The sequence below is a fragment of the Nocardia sp. NPDC005745 genome (assembly GCF_040630775.1).
In the GTDB taxonomy this organism is placed as follows: domain Bacteria; phylum Actinomycetota; class Actinomycetes; order Mycobacteriales; family Mycobacteriaceae; genus Nocardia.
Genome location: NZ_JBEXYF010000010.1, coordinates 143,686 through 165,570 on the forward strand (window position 1 = coordinate 143,686; position 21,885 = coordinate 165,570).

Sequence of the window (21,885 nt, forward strand, 5' to 3'; positions counted from 1 at the left end):
GCCGAGACGGCAACGCGGCGAACGAAGCGGCCCGGCACTGCCCTGAGATTAAGGCATCGGCGGGCCGGGTGGCCCCGTTCGGCGCGGATCGTCGGAGATCCCATCACATCGACCCGGTTACGTTGTGACACAACATAACCGGGAGCCGGGGTCCGCTCAGACCGGGAAGAGGCTGTGCTTGCGCGGGTTGGGCTCGGCGCTCGCCTCCTTCTCGCGCAGCAGGCGCAGCGCGCGACGGATCTCCAGTCTGGTCCGCGATGGCTCGATCACCGCATCGATGTAGCCGCGCTCGGCGGCGATCCAAGGCGTGGCCACCGTGGCGTTGTACTGCTCGATCATGTAGTCGCGCACCGCCGCGCGTTGCTCAGGGGGTACCTGGGCGATCTGACGCTTGCCGACGATGCTCACCGCGCTCTCGGCGCCCATCACGGCGATGCGCGCCGTCGGCCAGGCCAGGCTGACGTCGGCGCCGAGTTGCTTGCAGCCCATCACGGCGTAGCCGCCGCCGTAGGCCTTGCGCACCACGACGGTGACGATCGGGACGGTCGCCTCGATCACCGCGCGGAAGAACCGCCCGCCGCGTTTGATCACCCCGCTGCGCTCCTCCTCCACGCCGGGCAGCACACCGGGGGTGTCCACGACGAAGATCAGCGGCAACCCGAAGACATTGCACAAGCGGATGAAATGCGTCGCCTTGTCCGAGCATTTGGCGTCGATCGCGCCGCCGAGCACCAGGGGCTGGTTCGCGATCACCCCGACGCTGCGCCCGTCCACCCTGGCGAAGCCGGTGATCAGGTTCTGCGCGGTGGCCGCGCTGATCTCGTGGAAGTCACCGTCGTCGAACAGGCGCAGCAAGATCTCGTGCATGTCGTAGCCCTGCCGATCGGAATCGGGAACGATCGAGTCCAGCTCCAGATCGTGCGGCGTGACCTGCGGCTCCAGCCCGGGGTTGACGATCGGGCCGGGCTCCAGGCAACTCGACGGAAGATAGCTCAGATAGGTCCTGGCCCAGTCGAAGGCGTCCTGCTCGGTGGCGGCGACGTGGTGGACGGTGCCGGTCGCGGCCTGCGCCTGCGCGCCGCCCAGCTCCTCCATGGTCACCTCCTCGCCGGTGACCTCCTTGATCACCTCGGGGCCGGTGACGAACATGTACGACTTCTCGGTCGCGATCAGGACGTCGGTGTTCACCGGTGCGTAGACCGACCCGGCCGCGCATTTGCCGAGCATGATCGATACCTGTGGCACGAAGCCCGACAGCCGTTCCTGGCGGCGGCTCATCAGCGCGTACCACGCCAGCGAGGTGACCGCGTCCTGGATGCGGGCGCCACCGGAGTCGTTGATCGCGACGACCGGGCAGGCATTCGTGGTGGCGAAATCCAGTGCGGCGGCGACTTTGCGGCCGAACATCTCACCCACCGAGCCGCCGAAGACGGTCTGATCGTGCGCGATCACCACGACGGGTCTGCCGTCGATCCGGCCGCGCCCGGTGACTACTCCGTCGCCGTACATGGCGCCGGGGGTGCCCGGCTGGCGCACCAACGCGCCGATCTCCACGAAACTCCCGGGGTCGAGGAGTGCGCGCACCCGCTCCCGCGCGCTGGGGATGCCCTTGCTCTTGCGCTTCGCGATGCCGTTCTCGCCTGCGGGCTCCTCGGCCAGCTCCAGGATCGCCCGCAGCTCGTCCAGCTTCTCTCGCGTACCGCTCATATGTGGTGTAGCCCTTCGAAACTCGTCGCGGCGCCGTACGGCAGCGCGGCGCTCGATGCTATCGGCGCCGCGATCCGCTGCACAGTGGTTCGGAAGATCTCATGGAACAGCTCACAGGTTTGCCTTTCGATTCCACGGTTCATAGCACGCGCCGGGCCGGTCGGCCGCGACGACACGGACTGTGCGACGTCCCAATCGTGGCCGTGAGCTTCGATGAACCGTCCTCACAGCGTCGATGGGGGCTTCTCAGGTCGGTGCCAACGGATCTAGGGTGAGCTCGACGCAGCGCCGGAAATGCGCGGACGGCGCTGCGTCACATACTCCGGAGATCGGTGGGCCTGCGACCGCTCGGGCGCCGGATTCGAAAATCGCGGTGCCGCAGCAGTTCCGTCCGTGGCGGACGCCGTCGGCCTCGATCCGCTCGAAAAGCTTGTGATCGTGCCCAACCGGTCGCGCGACCACTGATGACTTACCCGATTCGGCGCGACATATCTCGATTCCATCACGATCCGTCGCTAACCTTCGGAAGGCATGATGGGCAGGAAGCCGAGAACGAGTACCGAGACATTGACATCGAAACTCGTCGAACACCTCGCCGAGCGCGTCGGCCACGACGCCTCCGGCGATGTCGCGAGCACCGCGCGAAACTGTTTGGCGGCCGCCGTCGAACTGCTGGCGCCGCGTCCGGCGCCTGCGGCGTCGCGACCTCCGGAGATCGCCGGTTTCGCCTCGCGCTGGGCGCGGGAGGGCATCGCGCTGGAAACGGTGCTCGGCGCGTATCACGACGAAATCCGCAACGGACTGGAATTGCTCGCCGACGAGGTCGCCGACGAGCGGACCGACCATTTTCTCGCGGGTGCGCGACTGGCGATCCACGTCCTGGAAATGGTGACGGTGGCGGCGTCGACCGCTTACGTGGACGAGCATCGCGCGGTCGCGCGGGAACATCAGACCGCAGCCCAGACGCTGGTCTCCGCGTTGCTGGGCGGGCACGCGGTCGGCGAACTCGCCAGGGCGACCGGCATTCCGATCGCGCGGTCGTACCAGGTCGTGGCGCTGGGCATCCCGGCGCACCCGGACGAGCGAAGACCCGTCACGGGCACGGACGCGGCCCGGCGCAAACTCCGGCGGGTCCAGGCCGCGCTGGCCGATCCGCTCGGCTCACGGGCGCTGTCGGTGCTGTCCGCCGCCGGCGGCACGGTGCTGGTGCCGATCGATGACGTGCCCGCCCGCACCGGAACGTTCAGCATGACCCCCGACGTGCTGGCCATCGTCGGCGAGGCCGCCGAGGTGCCGTTGACCGCCGCGGTGGCCACCGGGCGCACCGCGCGCATTCCCGAATTGGCCGGGCGCGCCCACGATCTGCTGGACCGGTTGCGGGCGGCGGGCAGGCCCCCTGGGCTGTATGGGGTGACCGACGCGGGTGACATCGCGGGTTGTGAACTGCCCCAGCCGGGTCATATGACCATCGTCACCTCGCCCAACGATCACGTAATCGGCCGTTCGGCCTGAAATTTCGCCGGTATCGTCGAGTGTGCCCTGAAATCGAGGGTGAGCAAAGGAGTGCGAGTGACCACCGCGTTGACCGACCGCGATATTCTACGCGAACTCGAACCCACCGCCGAACGCCTGCTCAACGACCATCTGCGCAAGGCCAAGTCCTGGAATCCGCACGATTACGTGCCGTGGGACGACGGGCGTAATTTCGCCGCCCTCGGCGGAATCGATTGGGAACCGGGACAATCCGGACTTTCCGAAGTCGCGCAGACGGCGATGATCACCAATCTGCTCACCGAGGACAATCTGCCGTCGTATCACCGGGAGATCTCGGACGCGTTCTCACTGGACGGGGTGTGGGGCACCTGGGTGGGCCGGTGGACTGCCGAGGAGAACCGCCACGCCATCGTGATGCGCGACTATCTGGTGGTGACCCGCGCGGTCGATCCGGTGCTGCTGGAGCAGGCCAGGATGGCGCATATGACCACCGGCTTCGCGAAACCCGACACGGAGCAAGTGCTCCTGCGTTCGGTGGCCTACGTCACACTGCAGGAGCTGGCGACCAGGATCAGCCACCGGAATACCGGAGCGGCCTGCGAGGAGCCCATCGCCGAGCGTATGCTGCAACGTGTCGCCGCCGACGAGAACCTGCATATGATCTTCTACCGGAACATCAACGCCGCCGCTCTGGACCTCGTGCCGAACGAAGCGCTGCGCGCGATCACCACCGTGGTCACCCGCTTTCAGATGCCCGGACTCTCCCAGCCGAACTTCCGGCGTAACGCGGTGCTGCTGGCCGCGCACGGCATCTACGATCTGCGACAGCATCTCGACGTGGTCGTGCGCCCGGTGCTGCGTGCGTGGCATGTCTTCGAGCGCACCGACCTGACCGGCGACGGCGAACGCGCCCGCGACGAACTGCACGCCTACCTCGAGGACATGGAGCTGAAGGCGCGACGGTTCGAGGAGCAGCGCGAGCGCGCGGCGGCCAGACGAGCGGAACGGGCCGCTGCGGCAGGATGAGGTCGCGCGTACCGATCACCGCGGCGGCGATGGCCCTCATCGCCGCGGTCACCGCTGCCCCCGTGTTCGCCGATCCGGTGCCGCAGGCCCCGCCGCCCGCGGTGGACCCGGCCATGACCCGTACGGGGCTGCTGTCGATCGAGAAGGTCGCCGAGGGGCATGAACGGCTCTCCATCGCTTCCGCGGCGATGCGCAGGATCATCTCGGTCGACGTGCTGCGCGGCAGCGGCGAGGCGCCACGCCCGGTGCTGTATCTGCTCGACGGCGTGGACGGCGACGCCACATCGGCATGGCTGGGTAAGGGCGGCGCCGCCGAGTTCTTCGCGGGCAAACCGGTCGACGTGGTGCTCACCGGCGGCGGCACCGGCAGCATGTACAGCGACTGGGTCCGCCACGACACCGCGCTGGGACTCAACCGCTGGGAGACATTCCTCACCACCGAACTTCCGCCGATCGTGGAATCGCTGCTGCGCACCGACGGCCGCCGCGCCGTCGCCGGCGTGTCGATGGGGGCGCAGGCGGCGATGATGCTCGCCCAGCGCCACCCCGGCTGGTATCGCGCCGTCGCCGGGATGAGCGGGTGCTATTCCACCGCGGACCCGCTCGGTCACGCGGTCACCACCATCACGGTCGCCTCGCGCGGTGGCAACGTCGACAATCTCTGGGGCCCGCCGTCCTCACCGGAATGGGCCGCGCACGACAGCCTGCTGCATGCGGAGAACCTGCGCGGCACCGCTGTCTACCTCTCGGCGGCCGCCGGGCTGCCGACCGGCGCCGACCTGGTGGCGGTCGCGAACTCCCCGTCGGTCGCGGACGCGCTGCGCACCGCGGGCGGCGGCGCGGCGCTGGAGGCGGGCGCCCGGGCCTGCACCGAGCGGTTCGCCGCCCGCCTGTCCGAGCTGCGGATTCCCGCGACCGTGGAGTACACCGCGGAGGGCATGCACACCTGGCCGGATTTCCAGGCCCAGCTGCCGCGCGCCTGGCGGGTGCTGGCGGAGGCGCTCGGAGTGCCGTCCGCCCCGTGAATCGGCGCGGAATCAGCGCGGCGCGCTCGCGTTGACATCGGTATGACATCGGCGCTGTCCTCTGTCCGGTTCTCCGTCCTCGATCGGTCGCGCGTACGGCGCGGTCAGAGCCATCCGGCCGCGCTGCGAGAGACCGTCGAGTTCGCCCGGCTCGCTGAGGAGTGGGGCTATCACCGCTTCTGGGTGTCCGAGCACCACAGCGTGCCCGGCGTGGCGGGTTCGGCGCCGACCGTGCTGGCGGCGGCCGCGGCGGCGGCGACTTCGCGGATCCGCATCGGCACCGGCGGCGTGATGCTGCCCAATCATCAGCCGCTGGTGGTCGCCGAACAGTTCGGCGTGCTGGAATCGCTGTACCCGGGACGCGTCGACATGGGGTTGGGCCGCTCGGTCGGCTTCACCGACGGCGTGCGGCATGCGCTCGGGTACGACAAGCGCGACGCGGAGGACTTCGACGCCCGGCTCGCCGAACTCCTGGCGTACTTCACCGAGGGAAGGCAGGGGGTGCACGCCTGGCCCGCCGAGGGACTGCGGGTTCCCGCCTTTCTGCTGGCGACCGGCTCCGGCGCCGAACGCGCCGCCCGTTTCGGGCTGCCGCTGGTGATCGCCCCGGCCGGCGGCGAGGACCGCATGGTCGAGGCCATCGAGCGCTACCGCGCCGAATTCCGCCCCGCCCTGGCAGGCGCCGAACCCTACGTGATGGTCTCCGGTTCCATCGTCATCGCCGACACCACCGCGCAGGCCCACCGGCTGCTGCTGCCGGAGGCGTGGTCCGCCGCGTACGCGCGCACCCGTGGCGAGTTCCCGCCCCTGTTGTCGCCCGCCGAGATCGAGGCACGCACCATGACCGACCGGGAGCGCCGAATCGTCGAGGAGGGGCTACGCGGCCATCTGTACGGCACCGAGGACGAGGTCGCCGACCACCTGGAGCGGCTGGTGACCAGGACGGGCGCGGACGAGATCCTCGTGCACACCAGCACTTACGATCGCGCGGCGCGGCTGGATTCGCATCGCCGCCTGGCGCTGCTCACCGGTCTGTCGCCCGACCGCGCAGATCGCGATCGCGCGGACGCGCGGTCCGGCCGGGCCGCCTGATCCCGATATCGCCTACGGGAAGAGCACTTCGGCGGCGGCGTAGCCGAACAGTCTGCGTCCTTCGGCGCGCGCGTCGACCGCGATGGTCGCCCGCCGCTTGCGCGCGTCGATCGAGGTGACCCGGCCGCGGAAGTGGATCGTGCCCGCCCCCAACGACGGTATCCGCAGGTGATGGGTGTTGTGCGCGAACTGCGCGCGGAAACGGGTGACCGCCGCGGGATCACCGAGCCAGGAACTCAGGAACGAGGTGGCCAGCCCCAGTTTCAGCATGCCGGGCGCGACCACGGTCGGCAGACCGCTGGCGACGGCGACGCGTTCGTCGAACAGCACCGGATTGGATTCGCCGGTCACGCCGGCATAGTTGACCAGGTCGCCACGGGACAGGCGCATGGTGCGAACAGGCAGCTCGGTGCCCACCGCCAGGTCTTCGAAATCGACACGCGTGCGCGGTAACCGAGGGTCGGGCGTCGGCGCGAGATGGTCCGCCGCGGCCGGGGCGACGGCGCTGCCCGGGGCCGGCTCCTCAGGGCAGCGATGCCCCATGGCGACTTTGCGCACCGCATCGGCCAACCCGGGATCACGCTCGCCGGCGCGCGCGAGCAGCGCGCTGGAACCGGTCTGCACCACGGCTCCGTGCTGGTCGATCAGCACACTCTTGATCGCGAGGACGTCGTAATCGCCGAAGTGCCGGAACGATTCGAAATAGATGTCGCAGGTCAGCCGATCACCGGCCACCAACGGCCTGCCGAAGTCGAAGACCTGGTCCGCGTGCAGAATCCGGGTCGGCTCGTAACCGGTGATCAGCGTGTCCAGTATTTCGCGATGCACCCTGGTGAGAATGATCGAGCTGAACGTCGCGGGCGCGATGAGTCCGGAAAAGCCGAGTTCGGCCGCGGCGGCCTCGCTTCGATGCGCCGGATGCGAATCCTGGACGGCGCGGGCGAATTCACGGATCTTTTCCCGTTCCACCTCGTAGCGAAGAGTGGAACGGTAACGATGGTCGACCAGCGACATCGCCTGTCCGACGGGATTCACCGCGGTCTCGTTCATGGTTGCTCCTGTATTGCGAAACGGTAATCGACGGCGGCATCCGGTCAGGGGAGCGGACCGAACCGCCAGAGTGCGGGCGGCACCTGCTCGGGGGTAACGGTGCCGACGACGTCCACCCCCGCCTCGTGGAAGGTGCCCACCGCCCGGTCCATGTGGTCGGCCGACGTGATCACCACGGCGTCGCGTGCGCCGATCGCACGCATGATCGTGGCCGAGCGCACGGCGTTCTGCGCGGTCGTGTCGGCCTCCGGCTCGAGCTCGATCCGGGCGGGCGGGACGCCGCGGGCGATCAGCCAATCGGCCATCGCCCGTGCCTCGGTGACGCCGTTGCGTGCGTTGCCGCCGGTCACGATGATCGGCGAGAAGGGTGCCAGCAGCGCCTGCGCGTATCCGGCGTGCAGACGATCGATCAGTTCCGGGCGCATGCCACCGTCGGGCAGCAGTCCGTAGCCGAGCACGACGATGGCGGTGACCGGCCCGCGCACCGTCGGCGCCGGAGCGGGGATGAGGGCGAACGGCGCGGTGATCGAGGGGCCCGCGTCGGCGGAGCCCGGGCCGTCCGCGGCGGCGTGCGGGGGGTTGGTCAGCGCGGCGGTGACAGCGAACGCGCCCAGCACGGTGCGGGCGAGGGTAACCATGGTGGCGGACACGGGATCTCCCAGTGGTTAGCCACCGGATGGCCACCGATGGCTGGGTTCAGCGTCCATCCATGATGCGGCCGTCGACCGTTGCGGAACCGTAATCGCCTGGTGATCTGGATAATTCACCGTTTCGGCGCTATCGGCTTGTGCCGGCCGACCTATTCGCCGAATTCATGAAAATGCCCTTTTCGCGTACTTTGTGCCGTCTCCCTAGCCGTGGCCGAACGCATTCGTGAGGTCTCCAGATCCAGCTCTTCCGCATAGGCCGTCCCGTTTTCCGGTTCTAGCGTTGGCGCAGCTTCGGTGCCGTCTACCAGCGAGAACGGCGCCGGTCGTCGAACACCGTGGTTCTGCAGGAAGGCAAATCATGAAACGAAGTACCTATGGGCGATCGTCCTTGGCGGCGGTGCTGCTGAGCGTTTCGGTGCTCGCCGTCGGTGCGTCCGGCGCGAACGCGGCGCCGGAGGCTCAGCCCACCGAACAGCAGTTGGCCGACTACATCGCGGCGGGCCGCACGGCCGCACCGGTGGCGGATTCGGGCAGTGCGGGCACCGGCTCGGCCTGCACCTCGGGCAGCGGCGCCGGGTCGGGCAACGGATCCGGGGACTGCTACGGCGGATCCGGCAGCAGCTCGGGATCCTCCGGCGGATACGCCAGCGACACCGTGGGTTACGGTCCGCCGATGACCTCGTGGCTGGCCGCGTTCGGCTACGGGTTGACCCATCCGGACGCCGCCCCGCCGGGCACCAACGACTGGAACTGCAAGCCGACCGCCGAGCACCCCCGCCCGGTGGTGCTGGTGCACGGCACCTGGATGAACGCCTACAACGGGTTCGCCTTCATGGGCCAGCCCATCAAGGACGCGGGCTTCTGCACCTTCACCTTCAACTATGGCCGGTCCAACCTGCTCGAGGGCGGCGGTCTCGGATCGGTGCTGCCCGGGGTGATGGGCACCGGCTACATCCAGGACTCGGCCAAGCAGCTGGCCACGTTCGTCGACCGGGTGCTGGCCGCGACCGGGGCGTCGGAGGTGGACCTCGTCGCGCATTCGCAGGGCGGGTCGATGTCGAACTGGTACACCAAGTTCGAAGGCGGCGCGGCCAAGGTGAAGAATCTGGTCACCTACGGCGCCACGCATCACGGGACCAGTCTGGACGGCATCGGTGCGCTGGGCCGGGCGATCAACAACTTCGGCATCGACATTCTCGGCTTCATCGAGATCTTCGTCGGGCACGCGGGCATCCAGCAGACGATCGGCTCGGACTTCGTCAACAAGCTCAACGAGAACGGCGACACCGTCTCCGGGGTCGACTACACCGTGGTCGGCACCCGCTACGACGAGATCACCAATCCCTACGATCTGACCTTCCTGAAGGCGGCGCCCGGCGTCACGGTGCAGAACATCACGCTGCAGGACGGATGCGAACAGGACGTGTCCGACCACCTCACGATGATGTACTCACCGCGGGCGCTGTCCATCGCGCTGCGCGCGCTCGACCCGGCCGGCCATCCGAATCTGGAGTGCACCTTCAACCCGTGGTTGCTCGGCGGCGGAGGCTCGCTGTGATCACCGGATGACCTGCTCCCGTCGAGCGGCGTGGCTTGTGCCCCGACTCCGCCCGCCTGCTCGACGGGAGCACCGGCCGCCACGCGTTTCTGCCCGCCGGACGGGATCCCTCGACCCGCCCTTGTCCGGCGCGTACGTCCCCGGCGCGCGGCGGTATGCCCACCGAGTGGCCCTCGCACCCGCTGCTCGGTGGGCATCGGCGTGTTCCGGGACATTCCGTTCCGCGCACTATCGCCAACATTGGCAATCGACGATGTCTTTCAGCGCCCTAAGGTTGACCGACCTTATGTTCGTCCGAACCGCTTTGTGCCCGAACAGGAGCCATGCATGCTGGTATCCGGTTCCACGCGCAGATCCTTCTTGTGCGCGGCGGGCTTCGGCGCGGCGGCATTGTCCGCCGCCTGCACCGGATTCGCCACCAGCGGCAACGGCGGAATGATTTTCCTGTCCACGCAGTTCCGTCCCGCCGACGAGGCCGAACGGTTCCGCGGCCTGCTCGCCGATGCCGCACCCGGCGTCGGTTACGTGACCATCGAGGAGAGCCCGTTCGCGAGCCAGGTCCGCAGCCAGGTCGACGCGGGAGCGACGCAGATCGGCCTGCTCGGCGGCCTGCACGGCGACATCGCGCCGCTCGCCGACGGCTATTTGCAAGACCTCACCGGTTTGGTCGCCGACCTCGGCCCCCGCGGCTGGCCCGCCGCCTACCTGGAATTGGCCAGGGTGGGCACCGACCGCACGTGGTACATCCCGTGGGCCACGGCGAGTTATGTCCTTGCCGCACATGCGGATGCGCTGGAGCATCTGCCGTCCGGCGCCGATGCCGCGTCGCTGACCTATGACCAGTTCCTGGACTGGGCCATCGCCGCGCGCCGCGCCAACGGCAATCGTCCCGTGCTGGGCCTGCCCGCGGGACCCAAGGGCCTGCTGCACCGCTTCGTCCAGGGCTTCCTGCTGCCTTCGTTCACCGGCGGCCAGATCACCACCTTCCGCTCGAACGAGGCCGTGACGGCGTGGCGATACCTGCGTGAGTTGTGGGCGAACTGCGTCCCGGCGAGTACGAACTTCGACTTCATGCAGGAGCCGCTCGACAGCGGCGAGGTGCGCCTGGCGTGGGACCACGTCGTGCGCGTGGTCCACGCTCCCGAGCGCGACCCGCGCAACTGGCGGATGCTTCCCGCGCCCCGTGGCTCGCACGGCCTCGGTTACATGGCCGTGATCGCCGGACTCGCGATTCCCGAGGGCAGCCCGGACCCCGAACTGGCGCGGCGGACGATCAGCACGCTCACCCGTCCGGACACTCAACTGCGGCTGCTGCGTTCGAACGGTTTCTTCCCGTCGGTCGACACGGCGATCCCGGGCGACCTGCCACCGGCCATCCAGCTGGAGGCCGATGCGGTGCGCAGGCAGCAAGAGGCGCCCGGCGCCATTCTTTCGCTGCCACCGGTGGGTCTCGGACAGCGTGAAGGCGAGGTGAGCAAGGTTTTCAAAGACAGTTTCCGCTCGATCGTGCTCGACGGGGCCGATATCCGCTCCACGCTGGATCAGCAGGCTCGGGTCCTGCAAGGCATCCTCGACGACCTGAAGGTGCCGTGCTGGGCTCCGGATCCCGCCGCCGAACTCTGCCGGGTGAGCTGACCATGATGTCGCGACCGCGCTCCCCGTGGATGCTGCTGCTGCCCTCGACCGTCCTGATGGCGGCGCTGTTCGGCTGGCCGCTCGTGCAGGGCGCGCTCGAGGCGTTCCGTGGCGACGACGGACCCACCCTCGCCAACTGGGAGCGACTGTTCGACGATCCCTACATCTTCACGGCACTGCGCAACACGGTCCTGCTGATCGTGATCGTCGTGCCGATCCAGCTCGCGCTCGCCGTCGGCATGGCGCTGCTCATGCAGGCGCGGCCGCGGTTCGCCGGTGGCCACTTCTACCTGTGGTGCCTGCCGCTGGCGATCTCCGAATTGGCCGCGGGCCTGGTCTGGCTGTCCATTTTCGACAACCGCGGCTATCTGAACTCCCTGCTGGTCGGCCTCGGAGTCTCCGACGACGGCGTGCAGTGGCTCGGCTACCAGAACGCGGGCACGATGCTGCTGGCCGTCGTGGTGGCGGAGGTTTGGCGCGCGACATCGCTGGTGTTCGTGATCGTGGTGGCGGGCGTGCAGATGATCCCGCGTGATTACGACGAGGCGGCGCAGGTGTTCGGCGCGAACTTCTGGCAGCGGCTGCGGCATGTGACGCTGCCGCTGCTCGGGCCGAGTCTGCAGGTTGCGCTCATCCTGCGGACCATCCTGGCCCTGCAGGCGTTCGCGGTGGCGCAGGCTTTGACCGGGCGGGACTTTCCGCTGCTGGTGGGCGAGACCTACGAGTGGTACGCCAATCTGCAGAATCCCGCGGTCGCCAGCTGCGTCTCGCTGATCGTGCTCGCGATCTCGCTCGCCACCGCGGTCTTCTACCTGCGGGCGGTCCGGCAGCCGGAGCAGGCGCGATGAACCCGGACAGCGCCCCGTCGCGCGCACTGCCACCCGTCGATCGCGCGCCGCTGCGCAGGCGCCGCAGGCGCGCGGTGTGGGTGCAGGTGGCCTGCTCGGTCGTGAGCCTGTTCATGGCGTTGCCGATCGTTCTCATCGGCCTCGCCGCGGTGTCATCCCGCGAGGCGCTCAACGAGTTCCCGAAGCCGCTGATCCCCAGCGATTTCTCCACCGAAACGCTGGTGGCGTTCTTCCGGGCGACGGGAACCGCCGCCGCACTGGGCAACTCGGTGCTGGTCGGCCTCTACACGGTGTTCTGGTCCCTGGTGATCGGCGCGCCTGCGGGATATGCGCTCGCGCGCCACGTGTTTCGCGGCAAAGACACCTATCAGGTCTTCATCCTCTTCGTGCGCGCCTTGCCGATCGTGGTGCTCTCGGTGCCGCTGGCCACGATGTTCCTGCGCGTCGACGTGTACGACACGGTGCTGGCCGTGACGCTGGTGCACACCACGCTCGCGTTGCCGACCACCGTGCTCATCACGGCGAGCATCTTCGTCGCGGTGCCGCCCGATCTGGAGGAGGCGGCCCAGGTCTTCGGGTGCGGCCGCTGGCAGGCCGCGCGCCGGATCGTGGTGCCGCTGGCGCTACCGGGGCTGGCCGCGTCGTCGATCTTCACGTTCGTCCTGTCGTGGAACGAGATCCTCGGCGCGACGATCGTGACACTCGGGCACCGCACGTTGCCCGCGCAGGTGCTCACCGCGCTGGACGAGGCGTCGACGGCCTACCGCTTCGCGGGCGGCTTCGCGTTGATCATCCCGGCGCTGGCGTTCATCTTCGTGATGCGGCGCTACCTGGTGAACATGTGGGGGACGACGCTGCGATGACAGGGGTTCGCTGATGGCTGAAGTGGTGGTCCGGGATCTGGCGAAAACCTATCCCGGCGGTACGGCGCGCGCCACCGACGAGGTCTCGCTGGAAATCTCCGACGGCGAGTTCATGGTGCTGCTCGGACCGTCCGGCTGCGGCAAGACCACCTTGCTGCGCATGATCGCCGGGTTGGAGCTGCCGGACTCGGGTCAGATCGTGATCGGCGGCAAGGACGTCACCTATCTCGAGCCGCGGCGGCGCAATCTGTCCATGGTGTTCCAGTCCTACGCCGTGTTCCCCAACAAGAAGGTCGCCGACAACATCGGTTTCGGCCTGCGCGTGCACGGCGTGCCTGCCGACGAGATCCGTCGCAAAGTCGCATGGGCCGCGGAGTTGTTGCAGCTCACACCCTACCTGGACCGCTACCCCGCGCGGCTGTCGGGCGGGCAGCGTCAGCGCGTCGCGGTAGCGCGGGCGATCGTGATGGACGCCGACGTGCTGCTCATGGACGAGCCGCTGTCCAACTTGGACGCGCTGCTGCGGCTGTCGTTCCGGGCCGAGCTGAAACGACTCGTCGCCGAACTCGGCACCACCACGATCTACGTCACCCACGACCAGACCGAGGCGCTGTCGCTGGGCAACCGCGTCGCCGTGATGCGCGCCGGAGCGATCGTCCAGTGCGGCCCGCCCACCGACGTCTACGACGACCCCGCCACCGAATTCGTCGGCGGCTTCCTCGGTAGCCCGCCGATGAACTTCCTCACCGGCACGGTCGCCGCCGGAGCAGCCGGGCCGCGCATCGACCTGGGCGGGCAATCGCTCGCCGTTCCTGCCGAGCTGGCCTCCTTCGAGGGCAAGATGTTGCGGCTCGGCATCCGCCCCGAGGCCGTCGTGTTGGCCGACAACCCCGCGGACGCGACAGTGCGGGCCGAGCTCGAAGTGCTCGAGCCACTGGGCTCCTCGACCCTGCTCACCACCCGTCTCAGCGGGCAGACGGTGAAAGTCCAAGCGCCGCCGGGCTTCCGCGCCGACGAGGGCGGCACTGTGAATCTGCACCTGCCTCCCGAAGCATGCCGCTGGTACGACCCGGAAACCGGGCTGCTCCTGCCGGTCGGGTGAGTACCGGACTCCGGCCCGGCATCTGCGCGAGCTTCTCGCGGCACCCGAGGAGTTCGATCCAACCGGCGGCGCCGAAAGCGAAGGCCCGAGGTTTCCGAGCCGGTCGGGTGCCGAGGTGGTGGGCAGCAGATGCGGCAGGGCCTCGCGATCCGATTGCCCGACGCTCCGGCGCCCGATCCGATCGGGATCGACGCCGTCGCGACTGCCTAGGTGTATCCGGGAGAGACGGGCGAGGTCATCGGCTCTCTTCCGCGCGGCCGGAGGTCGCAGGCACCTGTGCGCGGCGGATTCGGACACCGACTCGTCCCGCCTTGCACTGCTTGATGTGGGCTCGGCCGACTATGCGGCAGGCTCGGGCAACCGGGCGGAGGCGGGCAGTGTGAGCCCGGCCGGCGGGGTCGGCAGGCGCAGCTGACGCTTCAGCGCGGCGACCAGCGTCGCACTCTCGTCCGGTTCCGCGGTACCGAAGACGTACCGGTCCGGGCGCAGCAGCACGACACCACCCGGATGCAGCCGGGCGCGGCGGAACCAGCGCACCAGCACCCCGGTGTGGTCCTCGACGTCGATGACGTCGCCGCGGTCATCGCCCGGTTTGCCTTGCGGACGCCCGCCCAGCGGGTAGACCGTGACGAAGCGAGTATCGAGCGCACGCAGAACTTCCAGGTCCCCGGCGGAGAAGCTGCGGCGCGGGTCGACCCCGTAGCCGAGTACTGCGAAACCGAGGCCGAGGCTGTCGTCGAGGCGGCCGTGGCGCCCGTCGTAGCTGCGCACCTGCGGTTGCGGCGCCAACCGGCCTTGCACGCCGCGGATCAGCGGGCGGGGCAGGCCCAGGTAGGCGCCGCGGCGGAAGCGCGGGGCGGGCTTCATCTTCGCCGCGCGGATCCAGCCACCGAGGCCGGGTACCCGCACCGCGGTCCGCAGCCCGATATCGCGGGCGGCGGCGAGGAACCGGTTGTCGAGGGAGACGACGTTCTTGTTGATTACCGACAGGTCGATCATGGCCTTGGCATGCGGTCGGCGTTCGCTCTCGTAGCTGTCCAGGATCGCCGGGTCGGCGCCGTGGCGCAGGATCGCGGTGAGCTTCCAGGACAGATTATCCGCGTCGCGCACACCGGAATTCATGCCCTGGCCGATGAATTGCGGGGTCATGTGCGCGGCGTCGCCTGCGATCAGGATCCGGCCTTCGCGCCAGCGGTCGGCGACCACGGCGTTGAAGGTGTAGACGAGCTTGCGCAGCACCTCGACCTCGTCGGGGTCGATGTAGCGGGAGATGTGGCGGCGCACGGTGTCGGTGTCTTCCATCTCCTGCTCGGTCTGGTCCTCGCGCAGCATGAACTCGAAGCGGTGGTGCCCGTCCGGCTGCGGGCAGGACACGATCGGCAGCTCGGGGTCGCAGACGAAGTCGAAGTAGGGCAGGTGCCGGAACGCGTCGAGGCCCTCGCGCGCCTTCAGATCGACGACCAGCCAGCGCTCGGGAAAGCTGGTGCCCGACATATTGATTCCCAGCTCGGTGCGCACGATGCTGCGCCCGCCGTCACAGCCGACGAGGAATTTCGCCCGCACCCGTTCGGCCGTGCGCGGGTCGATATCCGCATCGCGTTTGCCGTAGCCGGTGCCCGTGCACGCGGCGTGCTCGACGCTCACCGACTCGGCGTCCTGGTCGAAACCGGTCACGGCGCGCCCGCGGCGCACGGTGACGTGCGGGTACCGGTCGAGAGCGCGTTCGAGGCTGTTCTCCAGGTAGGGCTGGTAGAGGAAGTTGGACACGGGCCAGCTCAGGGGCCGGTCGATCTGGTTGAACTGGGCCAGCACTTTTCCGTCGCCGCGGACCCATTGGACGGTGGAGTCGAGGTTCATCTCGGCGTTGATCTCGTCGGCGACGTCGGCGGTTTGGAAGATCCGCATGCATTCGTCGTCGGTGTAGACCGCGCGGGCCAGGCCGTAGTACTCGGGTTCGCGTTCGAGAACGAGCACGTCGACGCCGCGGCGGCCGAGCAGGTTGGCCAGGGTCAGGCCGGTCGGGCCGAGCCCGACGATCACGATCTCGTGATCGAATTCGCTCATCTGACAACGCTTCCGGTGAGTTCGGGGACGGTGATTTCCGGGGTGCGCAGGCGTGCGGCCGCGGTGCGGAGCTGGGCGAGCTTGTCCAGCGGGGTCTCGGAGACGGTGTGGTGGCCCCAGATGCTGATGCCCTGATAGGTCGTCGCCGCCCATGCGGCGTCGAGTTCGGGGGTGATGACGATCGGGTTCCAGCCGACCTCGAGTTCGAAGCCCGACGGAGTGACGCAGTAGAACGACAGTTCGCGGTCGTTGGTGTGCTGCCCGACCGACCACGCCATCCGGAACCCGAGATCGGTGACGCGGCCGTAGGCGGCGAGCATGTCCTCGAGGGTGGCGGACTGGATATTGACGTGCTGGACCCGGGTGCGGATGGGATCGATCTTGATGCCGCGGATGTTGGCGACGGCGACCGAATGATGCCGTTCGTCGACCCGCAGGAAGCGGATCTTCATCTTCAGCCCGGAGATGTTCTCATCGATGAAGTCCGACAACCGCGAATCGAACAGGGTCCGGTAGTAGGCGTGCATCGACTCCGGCTTCCGCGACAGGATCGCCACATGGCCCATGCCTGCTTCGCCGGTGACCCAGCCGGTGTTGAGCATGCGCAGTGGCTCGGTGGTGGTGACCGGCGTGGTGAAGATCTCGGTGGCGATGCCTTTCGGGCCGGGGAAGCGCCAAAGCCGTTCCACCCCGCGCGGCGCGGTCTCCTCGGCGGCGCCTTCCTCGATCGGCACGCCGCGGTCGCTGACCCGGGCGAGGATGCGGTCGAATGTCTCGTGGTCGTCGACCTGCCAACCCATGCCGGTCACATCCTCGGCGGGGCCGCGTCGGATCAGGAAACGGCAGGCCCGGTCATCGAGACGGAATCGCAGGGTATCGGCGTCGAGCCGATCGGCGTGCAGCCCGATCGCCGACGCGCCGAAGCGCTCCCAATCCGCCAGCCGCTGCGACTGCACCGCCAGGTAGCCCAGGTGGACCGCACCGTAGACCGAACCGTCGGAGGTGGGACGCGAGAAGCCGGTCACCGTGATCCTTCGAGGAAGTTCGCGGCGAGATCGTTGAACAGCTCCGCGCGTTCCCACTGCACCCAGTGCCCGGTGCGCGCCGCGAGGTAGACGTCGCAGTCGGGCATGCGGTCGGCCAGCATGCGGGCGCCGCTGGGCCGGTTCACCTGGTCCGCGGCGCCCCACACCACCAAGGTGGGGTGCCGGACCTTACCGAGCCGCGGGTCGCGGGTGAAGTCCATCCGCCACACGGTGCGCAGCGCGCCCGGCCCGGACGGGCGCTGCAGTGGCGGGCTCGCGATCACCTCGGGGTCCAGGCTGGCCTTGTACCGGTTGTCGATGATGTCCTCGCCGACGGCGCTCGCGTCGTAGACCAGGTAGTCCCGCACGAACTCCGCGAGCTTCTCCCGGCTCGGGCCGGTGCCTGCGTAGTAGGACAGCAGTGACTGCAGGCCCTGGGTGGGCAGCGCGCGGGTGGTGCCGACACCGCCGGGGCCCATCAGGATAAGCCGGTCCACCTTCTCCGGGCGGTCCATCGCCAGCCGCAGCGCGGCCGCGCCGCCGTAGGAGTTGCCGATCAGATGGGCGCGGGGCACGCCCAGCGCGTCGAGCAAGCCGCCGACCGCCGCGGCGAGATCGCCGAACGGGTCGGACTGGTCGATCCGCTTGCTGGAGCGGCCATATCCGGGCATATCCGGAACGATCACCCGGAACCGCGCGGCCAGAGCCTCGATATTGCGCGAGTAGTTCGACAGTCCGGAGGCGCCGGGGCCGCCGCCGTGCAGTAGCACGACGACCGGGCCCGCACCGGCCTCGGTGAAGTAGATATCGCGGTCGCCGACCCGGACCATCCGCCCGGCCTCGACTCCGTTGTCAGTGCTTGGCACAGCCACCTCCACAGTTCTAGTGATGAAATCATCAGTCACGATGGAGACGTCTGTCAAGGCGATATTGATGATTCGATCAGAGTTGCTCGCGTCGCGAATCGTAACTGACTGATCCCTCAGTTATGATTTCTCTAGAACGAACAGGGGAAGGGCTGATGACTGCCGAACCAGTGGTGCGTACCCGCACCGATCGCCGCCGTGAACGCACCCGCAACGCCCTGCTCGGTGCGGCGCGCAAGTTCCTGTCCGAGGGACGTTCGGCGGTGAGCATCCAGGAGATCACCGAGGCCGCCGACGTCGGATTCGGCTCGTTCTACAACCATTTCGAGTCCAAGGACCAGCTCTTCGACGAGGCGGTTCGCTCGGCGCTGCAGGTCTACAGTGAAATGCGCGACGAGATCGTGGCCCTCTACGAGGACCCGGCCGAAGTGTTCGCCGTGAGCTTCCGGATGACCGGTCGGTTGCAGCGGCGCATCCCGGAGATGGTGCGTGTGGTGCTCAACTCCGGCATGGGCGTGATGCTGCGAGACGAAGGCCTCGCGCCCCGCGCCCGCCGCGACATCCGCGCGGCCCAGGAGGCGGGCCGGTTCGAGCCGATGGATCCGGACCTGGCCGTCATGGCCGCCGGCGGCGCACTGCTGGGCTTGCTGCAACTGCTCGATGCCGACTCGGCCGCCGACGCCGACGCGCTGTCGGACGAGATGACCTACCGCATGCTGCGCATGTTCGGGATGAACAAGCGGACCGCGCAGCGTCTCAGCTCCGGCGACCTTCCCGACATCCCGCAGCTGTGAGCGGTGCGCCCAGCCGCCTCGAACTCTGGCGAGCAGGGTCGGCAGCGCCGCCGCGCTCGAAGACAGGGCGGTGGCTGTTCACAACGAGCCTCCTCGCCGGTGTGGTCGTGGTCATTTCATGGTGGCGAGGTTGTGCCAGAGGTGTTCGAGGCTGTCGGTGCCGCCGAAGAGCGTGGTGAAGTTGGTGGAGTCGATGAGCACGATATCGCCGGTGCGTCGCCCGGCGGGCGGCATCCAGATCAGAGCGTTGAATTCGGTGTTGCCCGCGGTGGTGAACGGGTGGGGGCGGGTGGGGTCGACGCGCTGGCGGGCCAGCACCCGCAGCGAGTCGCCTTCGGGCGCGGTGAGTTGGTAGTGCGGCAGATGGGGATGGAAGTTGAATGTGGTGACCTGGTCGAGGAGCCGGGGTGTGTCCAGGTCGCGGTACGCGGTGACGGGGGAGATCTGATCGGTGCCGTTCACGACCGCCGGGCGTAGGCCCCATGTGTTGTGAATCGGCACGTCGAGCGCTTTCATCAGCGAGCGCGTGTACTGGCCGAATCGCTGCTGGCGGGGGACCAGCGGATCGCCGTGATGGCGGTATTCGATTTGTCGCTGCGCGTTGTCGTCGCTGAAGCCGACGTCGTGGTGCGGCGCGAGCAGCAGGCAGGTGCCGTCGCGTTGCAGCCACTCGCCGATGGCGTCGCTCTCCTCCGGTGCGGCCTGCTGTTCGGAGAGGATGTGGTCGAGCCCGAATATCATCAGGGTGTCGGTGTCGGCCAGGATGCGTTCGTCGATGGGCAGGGTGTAACCGGCTTGGTCGATGCGCTGGAAGACCGCGACGGGATGACCGGTGGCCTCCTCGGCCAACTGTTGGAAATCCAATGTCGAGCGGTGGAACAGCTCGAGGGTGCCTGCGATGCCTTGCAGGAAATGCGCTCTGTCGTAGTCGGGGGTCTCGTAGGCCGGCCACGCGGCGTTGCGGACTTCGGTCATCGTGGAGAAGCGGTTGTAGATTTCGGCGGGGTCGCGTTGGGCTTCCCACGGATAACTCCACGTCCAGTAGATGCTGATCCGCCGCCGCCCGTCGGCCTTGCGCGACATGTGGCTCTGGTTGTAGGTGCGTGCCGTCGGCAGGCTGCTCATGAGGTCACCTCTGGGCTGTCGAGCCCGGCCAGGTAGCGCAGGGCGCTGATACCGGGCAGGAAGAAGTACGCGCCGCCTTTGAGCGTGGTGAACGCGGGCAGGCTCGCGAATACCGTGCGGATCGGCCGCTTCGGGACGGTGAACTCCAGGCTGCCGTCCTGGGTGCCGCAGATGGGATCGTGCTCGTTGCCGAGTTCGTGAAACGACTTGTCGTTGATCCAGACGTTCTGGGCGAACTCGAACTGGCGAACCAGACTGGCGCAGATGATGAAGGCGGCGATACCTCGGTCCGCGCCGTCGTCGGAGGCGTCCGGTGGCAGCGCGGACCCGTAGGTGGCGCCACGACGAATCATCCTGCGCCGGTTCATATGCACCGCGGTGTCACGCGGATTGAGCCGCCGCGCATGCGCGCCCAGCGGCACGGCATAACCGTGCGGGTCCATCTCCCTATAGTTGAAGTCGTTGTTGCGTGAGGGATCCGCACCCAGCTCGGGGTCGTCGCGGTCCGGCGAAAGCACGAGCGGTGCGCCGCTGCGCCACCGGCCCATGAGTTTGGCGGCGAGTAGTTCCTGCCCGTCGGGGGTGTCGGCGTGCTCGCGCAGGAAGTCCCGGAATGCGCCCACGTGTTCTTGCAGCCGCCGGTAGGCCATGTAGCTGCCGTTGCGGGACAAGACCTCCGGCTGGGGCTGCCCCCGGGGCGGTCCTTCCTCGTCGGGGTAGCCCAGGATGAATTCACCGGGCTGCAACGGCGCGCCCGAGCCGGGGGTCGGGTCCTCCCCAGATCCTTCGATCGCAGGCTGGGACAACCGGTCGCGGAATCCGAAGTGGTCGTGGGCGTAATTGAACGGCGGTGTCGCGTTCAAATCCAGGAACGACAACACGCGCACACCCGGACAGCCGACCACCAGTTTCTCGTGCTCGGCCGTGCAACGCTGTCGTTCGGCCTCGGTGCGGGCGAACAGGATTGCGATGGCATGCAGATCGTCACCGGCCAGCCCGCCCACCCAGTTGTCGGGATGATTGGCGCCGGTGTCGCCCAGGATGTCGGCGCGGGCGGCCATGCCCTCGCGGAACTCGTCGGGGAAGGTGGCGAGCGCTTGCCCCGGCACCCCGAGCGCCCGCAGCCCGTTCCAGGTGAAGGCCAGTGTGACCCAGCGCTGCGAGCTGTCCATAGTGGCGCGCACGTCCGCGGCCGACTGCACCCGGTCCAGCAGCGCAGCCAACCAGGCTCGGCCCCCGGCGGGGTCGTCGAAGGACAGGAACTCATAGCGGCCGGTCACCGCTGGGGTGCGGGTCAGCAGGATGTGTTGAATGTCGTCGAGTTCGAGCATGGCGCCGGGTTACTGCATCTGATCGAGCATGTCGGAGAACGCCGCCTTCAACCGCAGCGCCTTCTTGATCTCCTCAGCGCTGACGTAAGGGTATTCGCCGTACTCCAGGAAACTCGGAAACTGATGTTTACGAACGAATTCGACGAACGCGTCCGGATTTTCCTTCCAATCCTCCGGGAATCCCTCGAGGTTGGTGAAAACGGTGTTTATACCGGTCTGCGTGAACAGCATCACGGCGTCTTCGGTGTACTTGTCGAAATCGGTATCGAAGATGCCCTGATATTGGAAATACAGTCCGAAACCGACGTCGAACAGCAGCCACCGCAGGTAGTGCAGCCGCAGCGGTGCCAGTACGTCCGGGCTTGCCGCTACCGCGTCTTCGATCTGCTTGCCGTGCGCGCGGATGGCCTCTTCCCGGCCGGGTTTCACCTTGGCGATGATCGAGAACCCGAAGCAGGCCGGAGTTCGTGGATATATGGGACCGTATCGGCCGCGCTGCAGTTCGAAGTAGCCCTCTGCTGGGATGGCCAGCGCCGCTGGTTTGCTCCAGTCCTGATCGGCGGTCGGCATATTGTGCACCTACCTTCGCTGCGTGAGCCAACCGAGGCCCAGAAGTCCAAATCGTTTTCG

General features: G+C 68.2%; 19 protein-coding genes. 10 read left to right on the forward strand and 9 right to left on the reverse strand.

All coding sequences use genetic code 11. The features are described 5' to 3' along the window. Nucleotides 1–156: 156 nt before the first annotated feature. Nucleotides 157–1,707, reverse strand: coding sequence for an acyl-CoA carboxylase subunit beta (locus ABZ420_RS13540; RefSeq protein WP_062967345.1), 1,551 nt, complete (start codon nt 1,705–1,707; stop codon nt 157–159). Nucleotides 1,708–2,274: 567 nt separating this feature from the next. Here ABZ420_RS13540 and ABZ420_RS13545 point away from each other — a divergent pair. The 4 genes from ABZ420_RS13545 to ABZ420_RS13560 are packed head-to-tail and all read left to right on the forward strand — an operon-like array spanning nt 2,275 to nt 6,344. Beyond that, nucleotides 2,275–3,219 (forward strand): transcriptional regulator, encoded by a 945-nt coding sequence (locus ABZ420_RS13545; RefSeq protein ID WP_357121403.1) that lies wholly within the window; start codon nt 2,275–2,277, stop codon nt 3,217–3,219. A 57-nt stretch (nt 3,220–3,276) separates the two neighbouring features. Then, a complete protein-coding gene (locus tag ABZ420_RS13550; RefSeq protein WP_357121406.1) occupies nt 3,277–4,227 on the forward strand; it encodes an acyl-ACP desaturase in 951 nt (316 codons plus the stop codon). After that, the gene (locus tag ABZ420_RS13555; protein ID WP_357121409.1) at nt 4,224–5,252 is read left to right on the forward strand and encodes an alpha/beta hydrolase family protein; all 1,029 of its coding nucleotides are present in this window, start codon (nt 4,224–4,226) and stop codon (nt 5,250–5,252) included. Before ABZ420_RS13550 ends, ABZ420_RS13555 begins: the two co-directional genes overlap by 4 nt. A 42-nt stretch (nt 5,253–5,294) precedes the next feature. Beyond that, nucleotides 5,295–6,344: an LLM class flavin-dependent oxidoreductase gene (locus tag ABZ420_RS13560; protein WP_357121412.1), complete on the forward strand. Its 1,050-nt coding sequence runs from the start codon at nt 5,295–5,297 to the stop codon at nt 6,342–6,344. A 12-nt stretch (nt 6,345–6,356) separates the two neighbouring features. Here the strand turns inward: ABZ420_RS13560 and ABZ420_RS13565 are convergent, their stop codons facing one another. Further along, entirely contained in the window at nt 6,357–7,394 is a 1,038-nt protein-coding gene (locus ABZ420_RS13565) for a fused (3R)-hydroxyacyl-ACP dehydratase subunits HadA/HadB (RefSeq protein WP_357121415.1), read from the reverse strand. 44 nt (nt 7,395–7,438) lie between these two features. Beyond that, nucleotides 7,439–8,044 (reverse strand): YdcF family protein, encoded by a 606-nt coding sequence (locus ABZ420_RS13570; protein ID WP_357121418.1) that lies wholly within the window; start codon nt 8,042–8,044, stop codon nt 7,439–7,441. A 358-nt stretch (nt 8,045–8,402) separates the two neighbouring features. On the opposite strand from ABZ420_RS13570, the gene ABZ420_RS13575 reads away from it, so the two are divergent. The 5 genes from ABZ420_RS13575 (at nt 8,403) to ABZ420_RS13595 (ending at nt 14,050) form a co-directional block, all read left to right on the forward strand. Next, nucleotides 8,403–9,602 (forward strand): alpha/beta fold hydrolase, encoded by a 1,200-nt coding sequence (locus ABZ420_RS13575; protein ID WP_357121421.1) that lies wholly within the window; start codon nt 8,403–8,405, stop codon nt 9,600–9,602. 327 nt (nt 9,603–9,929) lie between these two features. After that, the gene (locus tag ABZ420_RS13580) at nt 9,930–11,237 is read left to right on the forward strand and encodes an extracellular solute-binding protein (RefSeq protein ID WP_357121424.1); all 1,308 of its coding nucleotides are present in this window, start codon (nt 9,930–9,932) and stop codon (nt 11,235–11,237) included. Between the two features lie 2 nt (nt 11,238–11,239). Continuing rightward, nucleotides 11,240–12,085, forward strand: a complete 846-nt coding sequence (locus ABZ420_RS13585) for a sugar ABC transporter permease (RefSeq protein WP_357121425.1) — start codon at nt 11,240–11,242, stop codon at nt 12,083–12,085. Next, nucleotides 12,082–12,948: a carbohydrate ABC transporter permease gene (locus ABZ420_RS13590; protein WP_357121428.1), complete on the forward strand. Its 867-nt coding sequence runs from the start codon at nt 12,082–12,084 to the stop codon at nt 12,946–12,948. The genes ABZ420_RS13585 and ABZ420_RS13590 overlap by 4 nt, the downstream gene beginning before the upstream one ends. Nucleotides 12,949–12,961: 13 nt before the next feature. Further along, complete coding sequence (locus ABZ420_RS13595) at nt 12,962–14,050, forward strand: ABC transporter ATP-binding protein (protein ID WP_357121431.1); 1,089 nt, start codon at nt 12,962–12,964, stop codon at nt 14,048–14,050. Nucleotides 14,051–14,389: 339 nt separating this feature from the next. Here ABZ420_RS13595 and ABZ420_RS13600 read toward each other — a convergent pair whose 3' ends face one another. The 3 genes from ABZ420_RS13600 to ABZ420_RS13610 are packed head-to-tail and all read right to left on the reverse strand — an operon-like array spanning nt 14,390 to nt 17,969. Then, entirely contained in the window at nt 14,390–16,114 is a 1,725-nt protein-coding gene (locus ABZ420_RS13600) for a bifunctional 3-(3-hydroxy-phenyl)propionate/3-hydroxycinnamic acid hydroxylase (RefSeq protein ID WP_357121434.1), read from the reverse strand. Then, on the reverse strand, nt 16,111–17,139 hold the full coding sequence (locus tag ABZ420_RS13605) for a VOC family protein (RefSeq protein WP_357121437.1): 1,029 nt from the start codon (nt 17,137–17,139) through the stop codon (nt 16,111–16,113). Before ABZ420_RS13605 ends, ABZ420_RS13600 begins: the two co-directional genes overlap by 4 nt. Beyond that, entirely contained in the window at nt 17,136–17,969 is an 834-nt protein-coding gene (locus ABZ420_RS13610; protein ID WP_357121611.1) for an alpha/beta fold hydrolase, read from the reverse strand. The genes ABZ420_RS13605 and ABZ420_RS13610 overlap by 4 nt, the downstream gene beginning before the upstream one ends. 191 nt (nt 17,970–18,160) lie before the next feature. On the opposite strand from ABZ420_RS13610, the gene ABZ420_RS13615 reads away from it, so the two are divergent. After that, nucleotides 18,161–18,799 (forward strand): helix-turn-helix domain-containing protein, encoded by a 639-nt coding sequence (locus tag ABZ420_RS13615; protein WP_357121440.1) that lies wholly within the window; start codon nt 18,161–18,163, stop codon nt 18,797–18,799. Between the two features lie 111 nt (nt 18,800–18,910). Here ABZ420_RS13615 and ABZ420_RS13620 read toward each other — a convergent pair whose 3' ends face one another. The 3 genes from ABZ420_RS13620 to ABZ420_RS13630 are packed head-to-tail and all read right to left on the reverse strand — an operon-like array spanning nt 18,911 to nt 21,825. Then, on the reverse strand, nt 18,911–19,924 hold the full coding sequence (locus tag ABZ420_RS13620; RefSeq protein ID WP_357121443.1) for a hypothetical protein: 1,014 nt from the start codon (nt 19,922–19,924) through the stop codon (nt 18,911–18,913). After that, a complete protein-coding gene (locus ABZ420_RS13625) occupies nt 19,921–21,255 on the reverse strand; it encodes a peroxidase (RefSeq protein ID WP_357121446.1) in 1,335 nt (444 codons plus the stop codon). Before ABZ420_RS13625 ends, ABZ420_RS13620 begins: the two co-directional genes overlap by 4 nt. 9 nt (nt 21,256–21,264) lie before the next feature. Continuing rightward, nucleotides 21,265–21,825, reverse strand: coding sequence for a hypothetical protein (locus ABZ420_RS13630; RefSeq protein ID WP_357121448.1), 561 nt, complete (start codon nt 21,823–21,825; stop codon nt 21,265–21,267). Nucleotides 21,826–21,885: the final 60 nt, after the last annotated feature.